Consider the following 15,219-nt stretch of genomic DNA (forward strand, 5'->3'; position numbering starts at 1 on the left):
GCTAAACTTTCCGTGAATGATGATTTCGGCGTCGGTCGTGCACGGCCGCGGAAAGACGAATTTGATGGACGACGAAACGCGGCTTCGCCCGGGCTCGCTGCCTGGCGAGGATCCGCACGCGATCGTTGCGCTCGCCGAGGAGGAGCACGCCACCGCGTCGCACGGCGACGGCGTTTACGCCGCGCTCGACCTCGGCACCAACAATTGCCGGCTGCTGATTGCGCGCCCGGCGGGTGACGGCTTTCGCGTGATCGACTCGTTCTCGCGGATCATCCGGCTCGGCGAGGGCGTCGCCACCACCGGACGGATCAGCGAGGCGGCGATCGGACGCGCAATCTCGGCGCTGGCGGTGTGCCGAGAGAAGATCGACGCACGCAAAGCCAAGCGGCAGCGGCTGATTGCAACCGAGGCTTGCCGCGCCGCCAGCAATGCCGACGAGTTTTGTGACAGGGTCGCGCACGCCACCGGCATCCGGCTCGAGATCATTGGCCGCGAGACCGAAGCGCGGCTTGCCGTGACCGGCTGCTCGCCGCTGCTCGATCCGAACGGTCGCGGCGCGATCCTGTTCGATATCGGCGGAGGCTCCAGCGAGCTGGTGCGGATCGCCCGCGATCCTGAGCGCCCCGACGTGCCGCCGCGAATTCAGGCCTGGATGTCCGTCCCGCTCGGCGTCGTCACGCTGGCCGAAGCGTTCGGCGGCAAGGTGGTGACGCCGGAGACCTACACGTCGATGGTCGCCGAGGTCGCCAAGCATGTTGCGCCATTCGCCGCGCAGCATGGCGGCGATCTCGACCGGATGCATCTGCTCGGCACCTCGGGCACGGTGACGACGCTGGCCGGGCTGTATCTCGACCTGATCCGCTACGACCGGCGACGGGTCGACGGCATCTGGATGAGCGACGCCGAGCTCAGCGCCACGGTCGAGAAGCTGCGCAGCATGAGTTATCACGACCGCGCCCATAACCATTGCATCGGCAATGAGCGGGCAGATCTGGTGCTGGCCGGCTGTGCCATCCTCGATGCCGTCCGCGCTGCGTTCCCGCTGCCGCGGCTCCGCGTCGCCGATCGCGGTCTGCGCGAGGGCATGCTGGTCGAAATGATGCGCGAAGACGGCTTGCTCGGGCCGGTTTAGCTCTGGTCGAAGACGCCGCTGGCGGCTCAGACGGTGGTGAGCGCGCCGGCGATCAGCGACAGCGACACCAGCGCCAGCCACAGCGAGGCAATCCGCTGCGTCATCTGTAGGCGGCGGTCGCCGCCGGCGCCGATCTGCGTCATGGTTCCGGCGAAGCCCCACAGCAGCGCCACCACGCCGACCATCAGACAGAACATCGTCAGCTTGGTGGGGAAATCGGGTTCGCTCGGTGCGGGCAGCAGCACCAGAGCGAAAATCAGCGCCTTCGGGTTCAGCAACGTCGTCAGATAAACCCGCCGCGCCGTAATTGCCCCGGTCGCACCGGATGGGTTCAGGTGCCAGAGCCGCACCGCCAGCAGCATCACCCAGGCGGCCGCAGCGACCTTCACGACCAGGGCGGCGGCCGGAAGCTCTGCCATCAGGTCGGCGCCCAGATAGGCGAGGGGCAGGATCGCTGTCAGATAGCCGATCAGTTCGGCCGGCAGCAGCCGCGCGACGCGGCCGAGCCCGCCCTGCGCGCCGGCGACGCCGATCAGGGTGTTGGTCGGCCCCGGGGCCAGCAGCAGCGCCAAAACGGCGGAGGCGAAAGCGGCAAACGACATGATCCCAGCCTGTTGGACCTCCCGGAGGTATTCCTTGCTCCATCGATGTCTTGATCTTGATCATGCCGCAACGCTTGGTCCGGCGCGGCATCCTGGCACGCCGCCGTTCCGACGGCCGGCCGACGCCGGTTCCGCACTGGTTTTTCCGGGCCCGTCTGGTAAGCAGCGGCCTTATCCCTCGATTGTAAGCGAAGCCATGGCCAAGGACACCACCGGACGAATGCGCGTCACCGTCAAAAGCGGCGGGCGGATGAAGCTGTCGTCCAAGCTGTGGCTGGAGCGCCAGCTCAACGATCCTTACGTGGCGCAGGCCAAGCGTGACGGCTACCGCTCCCGCGCGGCCTATAAGCTGACCGAGATCGACGACAAGTTCCGGCTGCTCAAGTCCGGTATGGCGGTGGTCGACCTCGGCGCCGCGCCCGGCGGCTGGAGCCAGGTCGCAGCCAAGAAGGTCGGCGCCGCCGACGGCCGCGGCAAGGTGGTGGCGATCGATCTCTTGGAGATGGGCGAGGTGCCCGGCGTCACCTTCGCCCAATTGGATTTTCTCGATCCGTCGGCCCCAGAGCGGCTGCGCGAGATGCTCGGTGGCGGCGCCGACATCGTGATGAGCGACATGGCTGCCAACACCACCGGCCACCGCAAGACCGATCAGCTCCGCATTGTCGGCTTGGTGGAGACCGCCGCGATGTTTGCCTCCGAAGTCTTGAAGCCGGGTGGCACCTTTCTGGCCAAGGTGTTTCAGAGCGGCGCCGACGCCTCGCTGATGACCGAGCTGAAGCGCGACTATGCCAGCGTGAAGCACGTCAAGCCGGCGGCCAGCCGCAAGGACTCATCCGAGCGCTACCTTCTGGCGACCGGCTTTCGTGGCGGCGCGGCGCGTGATGCCGAAGCGGCTGCTGAGACGGAATGATCGGGCTGCCTTGCTCGGCGTGGTGACGAGACTGCTCCTTAGTCGCGCTTAACCTAGCGAATTCATCTGGTTAATTGTTGGTAAAGGTAGCTTTCTACTGAGCAATTCCTCGTAGTTCCCATAGGCTTATCGGCATCCATCGGGCGAATCGGGGGGAAAACCAATGGAGATTCCTACGCCGATGTGCAGAGCCTGCGGCGTCGATCGGGAGCTGATCGAGATCGAGCACGCCAACGCGTCGTTCGACGTACCGCATTATCGCTGCCCGATCTGCAGCGACGTGCTGCGCCTGGCCGTCCGTCAAGACGATGGCGCCCAGTCCGGGGGCGACCGTTTCGGCTGAGCGCCGGGGGCCGGGCTTACCCGAACCGCTGGTCGCGGGCATCCTGGGTCTGTTCGGACGCGGCCTTGGTCGCAGCGTTGTCGCCGGCCTTCTTGCTCGAAATCTCGATCACCTTGCGTCCCGAAATCTCGTGGCCGGCATCGCTCGGCATCTGCCAGAAGAACAGCGCCGACAGCGCGGCGGGCACCGCCACCACGATGAAGGCGGGTGCGAAGTCCGCAGCGCCCAGCGTGGTGACGCCGCGCAGAGCCATGGTTGCTTCCACCGAGAACGCGCCGACTGCAACACCTGCCGATAGCGCGAGCTGCTGGCCGACACTGAGCAGGGTGGTGGCGCGGCTCATCTGCGCCTGCTCGACCTCGGCATACGCGACGGTGTTGATCGAGGTGAACTGCAGCGATCGGAAGAAGCCGCCGACCACCAGAATGATCATGATCAGCAGCAGCGGCGTGCCCGGTGTGAACAGCGCGCAGGCGGCGAGAAACACCGAGCTGACCACCGCGTTCACCGTCATGATGTTGCGGAAGCCGAAGGCGCGGATGATGCGCGCCGCCAGCGTCTTCATGCCGATCGCGCCGGCCGCAGAGGCGAACGTAACCAGGCCGGATTGAAACGGAGACAGCCCGAAGCCGATCTGCATCAGGAGCGGTAGCAGGAACGGCAGTGCGCCGATGCCGAGCCGGAACAGGAAACCGCCGATCAGGCTGGAGCGCAGCGTCGTCAGGCGCAGCAGCGAGAAGTCCAGCACCGGCGCCGGCACGCGGCGGGCGTGGAACACGTAGAGCGTCATCGCGATCGCGCCGACACCGATCAGCCCGACCACCACGGTCCAATGCAGCAGGCCGAGGCCTGCGACAGACAGGCCGAAAGCGATGCCGGCGACGCCGATCCCGGCCAGCGCCAGCCCCCACAGGTCGAATTTTTCGAGATGATCGCTGCGGATCGGATCGATGAAGCGCTGCGCCATCGTGATACCGATCAGGCCGATCGGAATGTTGATCAGGAAGATCCAGTGCCAGGAGAAGTAGGTGGTGATGAAGCCGCCGAGCGGCGGGCCGATCACCGGGCCGATCAGCGCCGGCACCGTCACCCAGGCCATCGCGCCGACCAGCGCGCTCTTGTCGATCGAGCGCAGCAGGACCAACCGCCCAACAGGAGTCATCATCGCCCCACCGATGCCCTGCACGATGCGGGCGATGACGAAATCGGTGATCGAACTCGACAGCGCGCAGCCGATCGAGCCGACCATGAACACCGCGATCGCGATCGAGAACACGGTGCGGGCGCCGAATCGATCAGCAGTCCAGCCCGACGCCGGAATGAACACCGCCAGCGACAACAGATACGAGGTGATCGCCAGCTTCAGCGTCAGCGGCGAGGTGCCGATGTCGGCGGCGATCGCCGGCAATGAGGTCGCGATCACGGTCGCGTCCATGTTCTCCATGAACAGCGCGGCAGCCACGATCAGCGGAATAACTCGATCTTTGTTCATGAGTGATGTCGACCAGAGGAGGGCGCTCGCGCTGTACCACCGTGTCGCGGCCCCGGCTATTGCGCAGCTTGCGCGGTTACCTAAATCCTCCGTGACCGGCACACCTTCCTCACGGCGGAAATCGCTTTCGGATGTGCTGCCGTGATGACGATGAGCGGCACCTGGATCGGTTCCGCGACGGAGACTGGCCGATGATCTATCTGCTCGCTGCGTTCCTGCCGCCGCTCGGCCTGTTGTTCAACGGCCAGCCGCTGTCGGCGGTGTTCAACCTCGTGCTGCTGGTGGTGTGCATCGTGCTGGGGCTGCTTTTCCACCCGCTGCTGGTGATCCCGTCGCTGCACGCGCTGATTGCCGTGCGGATGGAGCGCGAAAAGCGCATGCACCGCGAGGTCGTTGAGGCGATCCGCGAACACGGCCTGCAGCCGGGCTACCGGCGCTGACCGGCACCTCGTTGCTGAGGTGATCCCGGCAGGATTCTTTCGAAAAGCATCCCGACACCGTAGCTTTCGGGGACCAGGCCAAGGCGGTCGGTATTGTTACAACCCGCGATATCGTCAGCGAAATCAACGAAATTGCGGTGATTTCGGCCCGGCGCGGCGGATTGAGGAATGCCTGGGGAGCGGGGCGGGGCTGTCGGCCTTGCCCCTTTGATTCGTCATATCCCCATGCTATCGACCACCGCCAACCCTACCGACGGGCTCGATTCGACGGCGCCGCCCCCAGTGGCGCCGAACGTGCCTCCCGTCCCCGCAAAATCGAGCGCGGCCTTCGGCGCCGCTGAACGGAGTTGGCCATGGCGTCAGTGAGCGCATCCCCGCAATTTATCGAAGCCCTCACCTTCGACGACGTGCTGCTGAAGCCGGGCCTGTCGGACGTGCTGCCGTCCGAGGTCGACATCCGTTCGCGCATCACCCGCGCGATCCCGCTCAACATCCCGATCATCGCTTCGGCGATGGACACCGTCACCGAAGCCCGGATGGCGATCGCGATGGCGCAGGCCGGCGGCCTCGGCGTGATCCATCGCAACTTCGATCCCGAAGGGCAGGCCGCGCAGGTCCGTCAGGTGAAGAAGTTCGAATCCGGCATGGTGGTGAACCCGCTGACCATCAGCCCGGATGCCAAGCTGGCCGACGCGCTGGCGCTGATGAATCAGTACGGCTTCTCCGGCATCCCGGTGGTTACCGGCGCGCAGGGCCACGGCCCGGGCAAGCTGGTCGGCATCCTCACCAACCGCGACGTGCGCTTCGCCACCGATCCGGCCCAGAAGGTCTCGGAGCTGATGACGCACGAAAACCTCGTCACCGTGCGCGAGGGCGTCAGCCAGGGCGAGGCCAAAAAGCTGCTGCACCAGCATCGCATCGAGAAGCTGCTGGTGGTCGACGATCAGTATCGCTGCGTCGGCCTGATCACCGTCAAGGACATGGAGAAGGCGGTCGCGCATCCGCTCGCCAGCAAGGACGCGCAGGGCCGGCTCCGCGTCGCCGCCGCGACCACGGTCGGCGAAGGCGGTTATGAGCGCACCGAGCGGCTGATCGAAGCCGGCGTCGACGTCGTCGTGGTCGACACCGCGCACGGCCATTCGGCCCGCGTGCTCGATGCGGTCACCCGCATCAAGCGGATCTCCAACCAAGTCCAGGTGATCGCCGGCAACATCGCTACGCGCGACGGCGCCCAGGCGCTGATCGATTCCGGCGCGGACGCCGTGAAGGTTGGCATCGGCCCGGGTTCGATCTGCACCACCCGCATCGTCGCCGGCGTTGGCGTGCCGCAGCTCACCGCGATCATGGATGCAGTCCAGGCTTGCAAGAAGGCCGACGTGCCGGTGATCGCCGACGGCGGCATCAAGTACTCGGGCGACCTCGCCAAGGCGCTCGCCGCCGGCGCGGATATTGCGATGGTCGGCTCGCTGCTCGCCGGCACCGACGAGACACCCGGCGAAGTGTTCCTGTGGCAGGGCCGCTCCTACAAGGCGTATCGCGGCATGGGTTCGGTCGGCGCAATGGCGCGCGGCTCGGCCGACCGTTACTTCCAGCAGGACATCAAGGACACGCTGAAGCTGGTGCCGGAAGGCATCGAGGGCCAGGTGCCGTACAAGGGCCCGGTCGGCAACGTCGTGCATCAGCTCGCCGGCGGCCTGCGCGCCGCGATGGGCTATGTCGGGGCCAAGGACCTCGGCGAATTCCACACCAAGGCAGAGTTCGTCCGCATCACCGGCGCGGGCCTGCGCGAAAGCCACGTCCACGACGTCACCATCACCCGCGAAAGCCCGAACTATCCGGGCGGGGTGTGAGGCGTCGGCAAGTAACAGCCTTTCCGTCGTCGTAACGACGTCTGCACTGTCATTCCGGGGCGCAAGCGCAGCTCGCCAGTCCGGAATCAATAACCACCGTGCTGCATTATAGTAACATGGTGGCGCGACGGCGTGACTTGAGGCGACGATAGGGAGCATGGCTTCCGGGTTCGCGCTTCGCGCCCCGGAATGACGAGCGACAGGCTACCTGCGCTGCCTGTCGCAGTTGGCGAATGCGTTGGGGTCGCTTACAGTCTCGGCCCTGACGACAACGAACATCAAAAAAGGAAACGAAATGCCCAAGGGTCAGCGTATCGTGCTCGCGTCGCGTCCGGTCGGCGAGCCGACGCCGCAGAATTTCCGCCTCGAAGAGTTCGATGTTCCGGCGCCCGGCGAGGGGCAGGTGCTGCTGCGCACGATCTGGCTGTCGCTCGATCCCTATATGCGCGGCCGCATGAGCGATGGCCCGTCCTACGCGCAGCCGGTGCCGGTCGGTGGCGTGATGGAAGGCGGCACGGTCTGCGAAGTGATCGATAGCAAGAGCCCGGGCTTCGCCAAGGGTGACATCGTGCTGGCGCATTCGGGATGGGCGACGCATGCGATCGCCGATGCCAAGCCCCTGCGCAAGATCGATCCGGCGCTCGGCCCGATCTCGACCGCGGTCGGCGTGCTCGGCATGCCGGGGATGACCGCCTACACCGGCCTGCTCGACATCGGCCAGCCGAAGGAAGGCGAGACCGTCGTGGTCGCCGCAGCCTCGGGCGCGGTCGGTTCTGCCGTGGGACAGATCGCCAAGGTGAAGGGCGCGCGCGCCATCGGCATCGCCGGCGGCAAAGACAAGTGCGACTACGTCAAGCAGGAGCTCGGCTTCGACGACTGCCTCGATCACCGCGATCCCGATCTCGCCGCCAAGCTGAAGGCGGCGTGCCCGAACGGCATCGACGTGTACTTCGAGAATGTGGGCGGTGAAGTGTTCGAAGCGGTGTTTCCGCTGTTGAACGCCTTCGCCCGCATCCCGGTGTGCGGACTGATCGCGCAGTACAACGCGTTCGAAACCCCGCCGACGCCGAAATGGGCGACCGCACTGATGCGTCACGTGCTGACCAAGCGGCTCACTATCCGCGGCTTTATCGTCAGCGATTTCGCCGGCCGACGGCAGGAGTTTCTGCGCGAGATGTCCGGCTGGGTGCGGGACGGCAAGGTCAAGTACCGCGAGCACGTCACTGACGGGCTCGAAAACGCGCCCGAGGCCTTCATGGGCCTGCTCAAGGGCGCCAATTTCGGCAAGCAACTGGTCCGCGTCGGGCCGGAGCGCGCCTGATCGCAAGCGCCGCAGCGGAGCCCCGGCGTGGCCGGGACTCTGCGTTGCGGTGGTTCGATTGTCATCGGCGGGGGCGGCAGCTATAGCGGGAGCCTGAAAGCGTCGGACCGATGCCGCCCTTGAGCGTGTCGCGTCCATGTTGTGACGCCGCTCGGCGCGTTGCGCGCCTGACCCTGATTGAAAGCTCCGCATGACCCCCGCCGCACGGCTGTCCGCAGCCATTGACCTGATCGCCGCCATCGATGCGCAGCGCATCCCGGCCGCAAAGGCCCTCAAGGAATGGGGGACAGCGCATCGCTATGCCGGGTCTGGCGATCGATCCGCGATTGCCGGGCTAGTGTGGGACGTGTTGCGCCGACGGGCGTCCTGCGCGTACCTGATGGATGCGGACACGCCCCGGGCGCGGGTGCTGGGCATGCTGAAGCTGGAGCGCGGCATGACGGCCGAGGCGATCGCGGCGCTGTGCGACGGTAGCCGGTTCGCGCCGGAGCCGCTGAGCGATGCCGAACACGCCGCGCTGTCGACGCGGACGCTACAGGGCGCGCCCGCTCATATCGCCGGCGACTACCCGGAATGGCTCGACGGCGCGCTCGCCGAGATGTTCGGCGAGGCGCGCGTCGCCGAGGCTGCGGCGATGGCCAGCCGGGCGCCGCTCGATCTGCGCGTCAACACGCTGAAAGCATCGCGCGACAAGGAGCTGGCCTCGCTCGCCCATCTGGGCGCCAAGCTGGCGCCGTGGTCGCCGTGGGGGCTGCGGATCGAATTACCGGCCGATGCCCGCAATCCCGGCGTACAGGCCGAGCCGGATTTCATCAAGGGCGCGGTCGAGGTGCAGGACGAGGGCTCGCAGCTCGCGGCGCTGTTGTCAGCCGCGAGGCCCGGCGAGCAGGTGATCGACCTCTGCGCCGGCGCCGGCGGCAAGACCCTGGCGCTGGCCGCGATGATGCAGGGCAAGGGCCGGCTGATCGCCACCGACGGCGACAAGCGCCAGCTCGCCCCGATCCACGAGCGGCTGTCGCGCGCCGGCGTCCACAATGCCGAGGTGAGGGCGCCGAAAGGCGACGCCGACCCGCTGGCCGACATCAAGGGCAGCGCCGATCTGGTGCTGGTCGACGCGCCGTGCACCGGCACCGGCACCTGGCGCCGCAACCCGGACGCGAAATGGCGGATGCGCCCCGGCGCGCTGGAAATCCGCCTCAAGGACCAGGCCGAGGTGCTCGCGCGCGCCGCGCGACTGGTGAAGCCGGGCGGCCGCATCGCCTACATCACCTGCTCGGTGCTGGCGCCCGAAAATACCGGCCAGGTGCAGGCATTTACCGCCGCCCATCCGGAGTTCGCCGTGGTCCCGCCGGCCGAGGTCGCGGCTGCGCTGTGGGACAAGGCCGAGCTGTTCCTCGCCGCCGCCTGGATCTCGCCCGAAGGCTTGCTGATGACCCCGCGCCGCACCGGCACCGACGGGTTTTTCGTCAGCGTACTGAAGCGCCAGGGCTGAACCGGGCAGGGCGCAGCGCTTTTGTTTTGAGTACGGGACCGCCCCGAGCAAGGCGCGCTCCCGCTCCCGCGCGCGGGAGAGGGCTGGGGTGAGGGCGCCCCAGGCACAGTGCGCTCCCTCGCCCCGCCCTTGCGGGGAGAGGGGTGGGGTGAGGGGCGCTGCGGGCACTGAGTCTCGGCCTTGCGGAGGCGCCCCCTCACCCGACCCGGCTTCGCTGCGCTCCGCCGGGCCGACCTCTCCCCGCCCGCGGGGAGAGGTTGCGCTGTGCATGGGGAGAGGTCAGGGGACGCTGCCGCTCATCCTGTTTTCCCCGTTGCGAGCCGGGCTGCGGTCGCGTATCTGCTGCCCATGACAGCCCCCAGCACATCCTCCGCTTCGTCCGTCGTCCCCTCCGGCGCCGACACCTCGCCGCACGTCGCTGCGATCCACGAGAAGATCCTGATCGTCGATTTCGGCTCGCAGGTCACCCAGCTGATCGCCCGCCGCGTCCGCGAGGAGGGCGTGTATTCCGAAATCGTGCCGTTCCAGAAGGCGGAGGCCGCCTTCGCCGAGATGAAGCCGAAAGCCGTGATCCTGTCCGGCGGTCCGGCCTCGGTGCTGGACGACAACGCGCCCAGCGCCCCGATGACGATCCTGGAAGCCGGCGTACCGGTGCTCGGCATCTGCTACGGCGAACAGACGCTGGCCAAGCAGCTCGGCGGCACCGTCGAGGGTGGCCACCACCGCGAATTCGGCCGCGCCCAGATCGAGATCACCGATGACTGCGCGCTGTTCGACGGCATCTGGCAGAAGGGCGGCAAATACGACGTCTGGATGAGCCATGGCGACCGCGTCACCAAGCTGCCGGCAGGTTTTCGCGCGGTGGCGCAGGCGCCGGGTTCGCCGATCTCGGTGATCGCCGACGACACCCGCAAATTCTACGCGATGCAGTTCCACCCCGAAGTGGTGCACACGCCCGACGGCGCCAAGCTGCTCCGCAATTTCGTCCGCAAGGTCGCAGGCCTCACCGGCGACTGGACGATGCGCGCCTTCCGCGAGGAAGCGATTGAGAAGATCCGCAGCCAGGTCGGCAGCGGCAAGGTGATCTGCGGCCTGTCCGGCGGCGTCGACTCCGCGGTCGCGGCGGTGCTGATCCATGAAGCGATCGGCGATCAGCTCACCTGCGTGTTCGTCGACCATGGCCTCTTGCGCAAGGACGAGGGCAAGAGCGTCGTCGACCTGTTCCGCCACCACTACAACATCCCGCTGGTGCATGTGGATGTGTCCGAGACCTTCCTCGGCGCGCTGAAGGGCGTCACCGATCCGGAGCAGAAGCGCAAGACCATCGGCAAGCTGTTCATCGACGTGTTCGAAGCCGAAGCCAGACGCGTCGGCGGCGCCGACTTCCTGGCGCAGGGCACGCTGTACCCGGACGTGATCGAGAGCGTGTCGTTCACCGGCGGCCCGTCGGTGACGATCAAGTCGCATCACAACGTCGGCGGCTTGCCCGAACGCATGAACATGAAGCTGGTCGAACCCTTGCGCGAACTGTTCAAGGACGAAGTCCGCGCGCTCGGCCGTGAGCTCGGGCTGCCCGACGTGTTCGTCGGCCGCCATCCGTTCCCGGGCCCCGGCCTCGCGATCCGCTGCCCCGGCGAGATCACCGAAGAGAAGCTCGAAATCCTGCGCAATGCGGATGCGGTGTATATCGACCAGATCCGCAAGGCGGGCCTCTACGATGTCATCTGGCAGGCGTTCGCCGTGCTGCTCCCGGTCCGCAGCGTCGGCGTGATGGGCGACGGCCGCACCTACGACTACGTCGTCGGCCTGCGCGCCGTGACGTCCACCGACGGCATGACCGCCGACTTCTATCCGTTCGAGATGTCCTTCCTCGGCGCCACCGCGACGCGGATCATCAACGAGGTCAAGGGCGTCAACCGCGTGGTGTACGATGTCACGTCGAAGCCGCCGGGGACGATTGAGTGGGAGTGAGGAATACAAAAGGTGGCAACGGCGTAGTTTCAGCGGCGGCTTTCGCGCTCGCGTAGTTGCCATTCACCTCTGTTTCTCTGCCGCCTCGCCGGCACCGAGAGCAACATTAGCGACGCGGCGCTGGACGATCCGACCAGCGTGGAGCTGGTGCTGTTGCTTTTAGAACCGAAGAACAAGAAGAAGTGCTGGGTCTCGACAACCTTTTCTCCTCTCCCGAATGTGCGCCTTAAGGAGGCCATTCAAAGCTGTGACCCAAAGGCGGGGGAGCCGGAGTCAGCGCAATCGGCAGCATCCATTGATTTTGAGATACGCGATCTGAGTCAAGGTCGGCGAGGAGACATTGTGCGGGCAAGCACGCTTGCAACCTTGCGTCGCAAGCTTCACCTTTCTGCAAGGATTCGGGGGGCTCTCTAGCGAACTGAAGTTTGGATGCCGGGGAGGTCTGTGCGCTCAATCTCTATGGAAAGCTCAAATGGCGGGACTGATATTCGACGTCCTTATCGACGATTCGCTATCGAACATTACTTCGGCTTCGCAGCTCAAAGGTTTGGTGAAGAAGCGTGTCTTGAGCCTCGTCAACGACTTTGAAGATGCGAGTTGGCGCTATCTGAAGTTCAAGAGCTTCCTCTGGGACAACATCGCTCAGACAGCGCTGTCCGAAAGAGAGCGGGCCTCTCTTGTGGATCAGAGTTACAGCAGTCTGGTGGCTGCCGCGAAGAACCTGAGATTGACGGACAAGGATGGGGTCGGGCAGGGAAGTGAGATCGCGGAAGTGTTCCTGTATGGAATCATGCGGCACCAATATAAGGCGCTGCCTGTTGTTCCGAAGATTTTCTACAAGCAAAACACTCAAGACAACGCCAAAGGCGCGGATAGCGTTCACATCGTTATTAATGAGAGTGATTTCACGCTCTGGTTTGGCGAAGCGAAATTTTACAACTCTATCGAGGACTATCGCCTCGATTCCATTGTCGCATCGGTCATGGCGTCACTCTCGACTGATAAGCTGAAGAAGGAAAACGCGATCATCACCAGCGTTTCTGATCTGGACGGATTGAGAATTGAGCCGACTCTACGCGAGAATATCAGGTTAGCTCTCAGTAACAGAGAGTCTATCGATAACCTGAAATCAAAAATCCATATTCCAATCTTAATACTCCACGAGTGCCGTGATACGGCGGCTTCGAAAGACCTTACCGAATCTTACAAGAAGAAGATTCAATCATACCACAAGGGTAGGGCGGATGCGTATTTTGCCAAGCAGATTACGAAGTCGAGTAGTATTCACAAATACGACGACATAACTTTTCACATCATACTATTCCCAGTCCCGAGCAAGAAGGACATCGTTGATGCCTTCATCAAGACTGTCGCTTTCTATAAGGAGCAGGGGTGATGGATTTTTTCGAAACCTGTCACGAGATCAATAATCTTCTCTCTGTGCGCAATGAGCTTGCAGCGAGAAATCTCCTGATCCGTTTGTTGGCAGATCTTGAGCAGGCGGGGCGACCTTATCCGCAGGTTGTGAACCACATGATTAGGGCGACCGGGTTGTTTCCGTACTTGCAGCTTGATGGTGCATCCTGGGACGTCAAGTATGTCCATCAGGCATTTGAGGTCGACGTCGGACGTCGTGTCGCAACCCTGCATCGGGAGCAGTCTAGTGTTCTGGCGAAGTTGTTGGATGGAACGAGTATCGCCGTAAGTGCTCCTACCAGTTTTGGAAAGAGCTTTATTATTGACGCCTTCATCGCGGCGAAGCGGCCCGATACAGTTGTGATCATTGTGCCGACAATCGCGCTCATGGATGAAACACGCAGGAGGATTTTTAAGAAATTTTCAAAAGAATACACGGTGATCACTGCGTCTGATACGGCGCTAGGCGCCAAGAATATTCTTATATTTCCGCAGGAACGGGCGTTTGGGTATTTGGGCCTTCTAGATAGTATAGATCTGCTGGTCGTCGATGAGTTTTACAAGGCTAGCCAGAAGCACGATCGGGAGAGGGCACCATCCCTCATTAAGGCGATACTAAAACTCTCGAAGAAGGCAAAGCAGAGATACTATCTGGCGCCGAATATCAAGAGGCTTGGGGAAAACGCGTTCACAAAGGGGATGGATTTTATCGAACTTCTCGATTTCAATACCGTCTATCTTGATATCAAGGATCACTACAGTGAGATTGCTGGTGATGAGGGCAAGAAGGGTGAAAAGCTTATCGAGCTGATTTCATCGGGCAATCAGAAGGCGCTTATCTACGCCGGAACCTATGCGGACATTAAGCGGGTGTCCGACCTTGTTATCGGTCGTATGCCGAAGGTTGATAATCCCTACACTGGGCCGTTCGCGCAATGGCTTCGCGACAATTACAAGTCAGACTGGATACTGGCTGATCTTGCCGATCGAGGGGTCGGTGTCCACAACGGGCGAATGCATCGTTGTATAAGTCAGCTTCAGGTGAAGCTGTTCGAGTATGACAACGGATTCAACAACATTGTGTCGACATCTTCGATTATTGAGGGTGTGAATACGTCCGCAGAGAATGTCATTTTGTGGCGGAGCAAGATTGGAAAGAATAATCTGAAGGATTTTACCTATAAGAACATTATTGGTCGCGGTGGCCGAATGTTCAAGTATTTCGTTGGAAACATTCACCTCCTGGATAATCCGCCGGCCGCGGAGGATGCTCAGCTCGAAATAGAATTCCCAGAGGAGATTCTGGGCACGCTGGACGAGGCCGGCGATGCCGATCAGTTGACGGACCGCCAAGTTGAGAGAATTATCGAGTATAAGGCCCAGATGTCGTCAATCGTTGGCGACGAGAATTTCGCGCGCATCAAGCGCGAGAATTTACTTCATGACAGTGACGCCGATTTCTTGCTGCGTCTAGCGATGGACATGCGGGACTCCCCCGACGATTGGAAGGGATTCGGGTATCTTAATTCGCGAAATTCGTCCAACTGGGACAGTACACTTTACAAAGTGCTAAAGTTGAAGCCGAATGGCTGGGATGCCCCTTGGGGTAAGGTTGTTGCCGTTACGAAGGCTATCGCCAATAACTGGACGCAAGACCTTTCTCGGATCATCAAATCCCTTGAAGATGACGGGATAGATATCGAGGAATTTTTCAAGATAGAGCGTGCGGTAACTTTCAAATTGTCGGCGCTTCTTAGCGATACAAATGAACTGCACAAGTTGATCGTCAATTCGTCCATCGACGTTTCCGGCTTCGTTAGTCGCATGAGTCGCGCATTCCTCCCAAGCGCTGTGTATCACCTTGAGGAGTACGGGCTCCCTCGGATGATATCGAAGAAGATTCACAACGCGGGCATTATCAATTTTGAAGAGGCTGGTATGGATCTGCTCGTGGCCCTAGAGCGGTTCAAGATGATCGGGGAGGCGAAGGTTTCGGAGGTCGAGACGCTGAGTCGATTCGACAGATACGTTGTGAAATTTTTCTTCGACGGGATCACCGTAGATTGAGGGGCATCTGTAACGACGAAGAACAATTTCGATTAAATCGTGTTGGTCGGAAGATTCGAGGCCTATCGTTGGGGTATGACGCTCCCTAACACTGGAGCCTAGGCCAGGGGACGTCTTGACTTCGCCTCAACGCTTGGTGGGCGCCGCGCGTAAACCTCGTAGCAAAGCGAATCTCCGTCGAGT

At 63.0% G+C, this 15,219-nt stretch carries 12 protein-coding genes; 10 read left to right on the plus strand and 2 right to left on the minus strand.

What is annotated here, in order from left to right; translation table 11 throughout:
- Nucleotides 1-64: 64 nt before the first annotated feature.
- The gene (locus HZF03_RS10970) at nucleotides 65-1,132 is read left to right on the plus strand and encodes a Ppx/GppA phosphatase family protein (RefSeq protein WP_012495744.1); all 1,068 of its coding nucleotides are present in this window, start codon (nucleotides 65-67) and stop codon (nucleotides 1,130-1,132) included.
- 26 nt (nucleotides 1,133-1,158) lie between these two features.
- On the opposite strand, the gene HZF03_RS10975 is transcribed toward HZF03_RS10970, so the two are convergent.
- Entirely contained in the window at nucleotides 1,159-1,734 is a 576-nt protein-coding gene (locus tag HZF03_RS10975; RefSeq protein WP_012495745.1) for a hypothetical protein, read from the minus strand.
- A gap of 196 nt (nucleotides 1,735-1,930) precedes the next feature.
- On the opposite strand from HZF03_RS10975, the gene HZF03_RS10980 reads away from it, so the two are divergent.
- Complete coding sequence (locus HZF03_RS10980; protein ID WP_011157752.1) at nucleotides 1,931-2,644, plus strand: RlmE family RNA methyltransferase; 714 nt, start codon at nucleotides 1,931-1,933, stop codon at nucleotides 2,642-2,644.
- Nucleotides 2,645-2,807: 163 nt separating this feature from the next.
- Nucleotides 2,808-2,987 (plus strand): hypothetical protein, encoded by a 180-nt coding sequence (locus HZF03_RS10985; protein ID WP_042441014.1) that lies wholly within the window; start codon nucleotides 2,808-2,810, stop codon nucleotides 2,985-2,987.
- Between the two features lie 16 nt (nucleotides 2,988-3,003).
- On the opposite strand, the gene HZF03_RS10990 is transcribed toward HZF03_RS10985, so the two are convergent.
- The gene (locus HZF03_RS10990) at nucleotides 3,004-4,479 is read right to left on the minus strand and encodes an MFS transporter (RefSeq protein ID WP_042441016.1); all 1,476 of its coding nucleotides are present in this window, start codon (nucleotides 4,477-4,479) and stop codon (nucleotides 3,004-3,006) included.
- Between the two features lie 191 nt (nucleotides 4,480-4,670).
- Here HZF03_RS10990 and HZF03_RS10995 point away from each other — a divergent pair, with 191 nt between their 5' ends.
- The 7 genes from HZF03_RS10995 to HZF03_RS11025 all read left to right on the plus strand — a co-directional run bounded on the left by HZF03_RS10995 (nucleotide 4,671) and on the right by HZF03_RS11025 (nucleotide 15,036).
- On the plus strand, nucleotides 4,671-4,919 hold the full coding sequence (locus tag HZF03_RS10995; protein WP_012495749.1) for a hypothetical protein: 249 nt from the start codon (nucleotides 4,671-4,673) through the stop codon (nucleotides 4,917-4,919).
- Between the two features lie 353 nt (nucleotides 4,920-5,272).
- A complete protein-coding gene (guaB, locus tag HZF03_RS11000; RefSeq protein WP_011157755.1) occupies nucleotides 5,273-6,769 on the plus strand; it encodes an IMP dehydrogenase in 1,497 nt (498 codons plus the stop codon).
- Between the two features lie 295 nt (nucleotides 6,770-7,064).
- Nucleotides 7,065-8,090, plus strand: a complete 1,026-nt coding sequence (locus tag HZF03_RS11005) for an NADP-dependent oxidoreductase (protein ID WP_011157756.1) — start codon at nucleotides 7,065-7,067, stop codon at nucleotides 8,088-8,090.
- A 190-nt stretch (nucleotides 8,091-8,280) separates the two neighbouring features.
- Entirely contained in the window at nucleotides 8,281-9,582 is a 1,302-nt protein-coding gene (locus HZF03_RS11010; RefSeq protein ID WP_119019724.1) for an RsmB/NOP family class I SAM-dependent RNA methyltransferase, read from the plus strand.
- Nucleotides 9,583-9,930: 348 nt separating this feature from the next.
- The gene (gene guaA, locus HZF03_RS11015) at nucleotides 9,931-11,553 is read left to right on the plus strand and encodes a glutamine-hydrolyzing GMP synthase (RefSeq protein ID WP_119019725.1); all 1,623 of its coding nucleotides are present in this window, start codon (nucleotides 9,931-9,933) and stop codon (nucleotides 11,551-11,553) included.
- Between the two features lie 472 nt (nucleotides 11,554-12,025).
- A complete protein-coding gene (locus HZF03_RS11020) occupies nucleotides 12,026-12,949 on the plus strand; it encodes a HamA C-terminal domain-containing protein (RefSeq protein WP_119019726.1) in 924 nt (307 codons plus the stop codon).
- Nucleotides 12,949-15,036: a DEAD/DEAH box helicase gene (locus HZF03_RS11025; protein ID WP_119019727.1), complete on the plus strand. Its 2,088-nt coding sequence runs from the start codon at nucleotides 12,949-12,951 to the stop codon at nucleotides 15,034-15,036. The genes HZF03_RS11020 and HZF03_RS11025 overlap by 1 nt, the downstream gene beginning before the upstream one ends.
- Nucleotides 15,037-15,219: the final 183 nt, after the last annotated feature.

This window comes from Rhodopseudomonas palustris (assembly GCF_013415845.1).
Classification (GTDB): Bacteria; Pseudomonadota; Alphaproteobacteria; order Rhizobiales; family Xanthobacteraceae; genus Rhodopseudomonas; species Rhodopseudomonas palustris_F.

Coding starts and splice junctions, on each gene's coding strand:
- HZF03_RS10970 (WP_012495744.1), top strand. CDS start 65: ATGGACGACGAAACGCGGCTTCGCCCGGGCTCGCTGCCTGGCGAGGAT.
- HZF03_RS10975 (WP_012495745.1), bottom strand. CDS start 1,734: ATGTCGTTTGCCGCTTTCGCCTCCGCCGTTTTGGCGCTGCTGCTGGCC.
- HZF03_RS10980 (WP_011157752.1), top strand. CDS start 1,931: ATGGCCAAGGACACCACCGGACGAATGCGCGTCACCGTCAAAAGCGGC.
- HZF03_RS10985 (WP_042441014.1), top strand. CDS start 2,808: ATGGAGATTCCTACGCCGATGTGCAGAGCCTGCGGCGTCGATCGGGAG.
- HZF03_RS10990 (WP_042441016.1), bottom strand. CDS start 4,479: ATGAACAAAGATCGAGTTATTCCGCTGATCGTGGCTGCCGCGCTGTTC.
- HZF03_RS10995 (WP_012495749.1), top strand. CDS start 4,671: ATGATCTATCTGCTCGCTGCGTTCCTGCCGCCGCTCGGCCTGTTGTTC.
- guaB (WP_011157755.1), top strand. CDS start 5,273: ATGGCGTCAGTGAGCGCATCCCCGCAATTTATCGAAGCCCTCACCTTC.
- HZF03_RS11005 (WP_011157756.1), top strand. CDS start 7,065: ATGCCCAAGGGTCAGCGTATCGTGCTCGCGTCGCGTCCGGTCGGCGAG.
- HZF03_RS11010 (WP_119019724.1), top strand. CDS start 8,281: ATGACCCCCGCCGCACGGCTGTCCGCAGCCATTGACCTGATCGCCGCC.
- guaA (WP_119019725.1), top strand. CDS start 9,931: ATGACAGCCCCCAGCACATCCTCCGCTTCGTCCGTCGTCCCCTCCGGC.
- HZF03_RS11020 (WP_119019726.1), top strand. CDS start 12,026: ATGGCGGGACTGATATTCGACGTCCTTATCGACGATTCGCTATCGAAC.
- HZF03_RS11025 (WP_119019727.1), top strand. CDS start 12,949: ATGGATTTTTTCGAAACCTGTCACGAGATCAATAATCTTCTCTCTGTG.